Origin of the sequence: Paenarthrobacter sp. CM16, from assembly GCF_013179505.1 — a bacterium.
Classification (GTDB): domain Bacteria; phylum Actinomycetota; class Actinomycetes; order Actinomycetales; family Micrococcaceae; genus Arthrobacter.
Genome location: NZ_JABMCX010000572.1, coordinates 1 through 959 on the forward strand (window position 1 = coordinate 1; position 959 = coordinate 959).

Below are 959 nucleotides of genomic sequence, written 5' to 3' on the forward strand. Positions count from 1 at the left end.
TGGCCGGCGAAACCACCATTACCGTCATCGGAAACCTGACATCTGACCCCGAGCTGAGGTTCACCCCGTCGGGATCCGCGGTAGCGAACTTCACGATCGCCTCCACGCCCAGGACCTTCGACCGCCAGTCCAACGAGTGGAAGGACGGAGAGACACTTTTCCTCCGCGCCAGCGTGTGGCGGGAAGCAGCTGAGAACGTGGCCGAGTCCCTGACCAAAGGCACACGGGTCATAGTCTCCGGCCGGCTAAAGTCCCGGTCCTACGAAACCAAGGATGGCGAGAAGCGCACCGTCATCGAACTCGAGGTAGACGAGATCGGTCCGAGCTTGCGTTACGCCAACGCGAAAGTGAACCGCACCCAGCGCAACAACAACCAGGGCGCAGGAAACGGCGGAGGTTTCGGCAACCAGAATAGCAGCGGTCGGCCTGTCCAGCAGGACGACCCATGGGCCGCGAACTCGTCAGCCAGCGCCGGTTCCTGGGGCAACGGCCCCGACTCCGAACCCCCGTTCTAAAACCCATGAAGCCGAGTGAGAAGAAGGGGCCCTACTTCACTGAAGCGGACCTGCAGCAGATCCGGGCAGCAGTTCAAGCCGTCGGGAAGCTTGAAGGCTACGTGTCCATTTCGGACTTCGTTGAAGCAGCCGCGCGGAGGGAACTGCGACGACTGCAGCGCAAGTACAACAACGGCCGGAAATGGCCGGGTGTTGAAGCCGGCGAACTCCGACCCGGGCGACGCACCCGCGCCGAAACAGCAGCGAAGGAAGACCACCATGACCAGCACTGAACACAAGTGCCGGCTCCTGATCGGCGGCGTCCTGACCGTTCTTGCCCTGACCGGTTGCACTCCCCAGGGCGGACCGCAGGTCGTTCCCGCCGGCAACCAGGTGCCGCTGCAGGAAGTCCCCTGCGAAGCGACGGGCACGGCAGCGCGGCCGCCGGCACTTCAGGTCACGGCC

General features: G+C 64.0%; 2 protein-coding genes and 1 pseudogene. All 3 read left to right on the forward strand.

All coding sequences use genetic code 11. The features are described 5' to 3' along the window. Positions 1-515 (forward strand): single-stranded DNA-binding protein (locus HP499_RS24565; protein WP_172326617.1); only part of this gene is annotated, 515 nt, incomplete at its 5' end. Positions 516-520: 5 nt separating this feature from the next. Beyond that, positions 521-787, forward strand: a complete 267-nt coding sequence (locus tag HP499_RS24570) for a hypothetical protein (protein WP_172326618.1) — start codon at positions 521-523, stop codon at positions 785-787. Next, positions 774-959: pseudogene (locus tag HP499_RS24575) on the forward strand (nuclease); the annotation flags it as partial. The gene HP499_RS24570 and the pseudogene HP499_RS24575, both read left to right, overlap by 14 nt.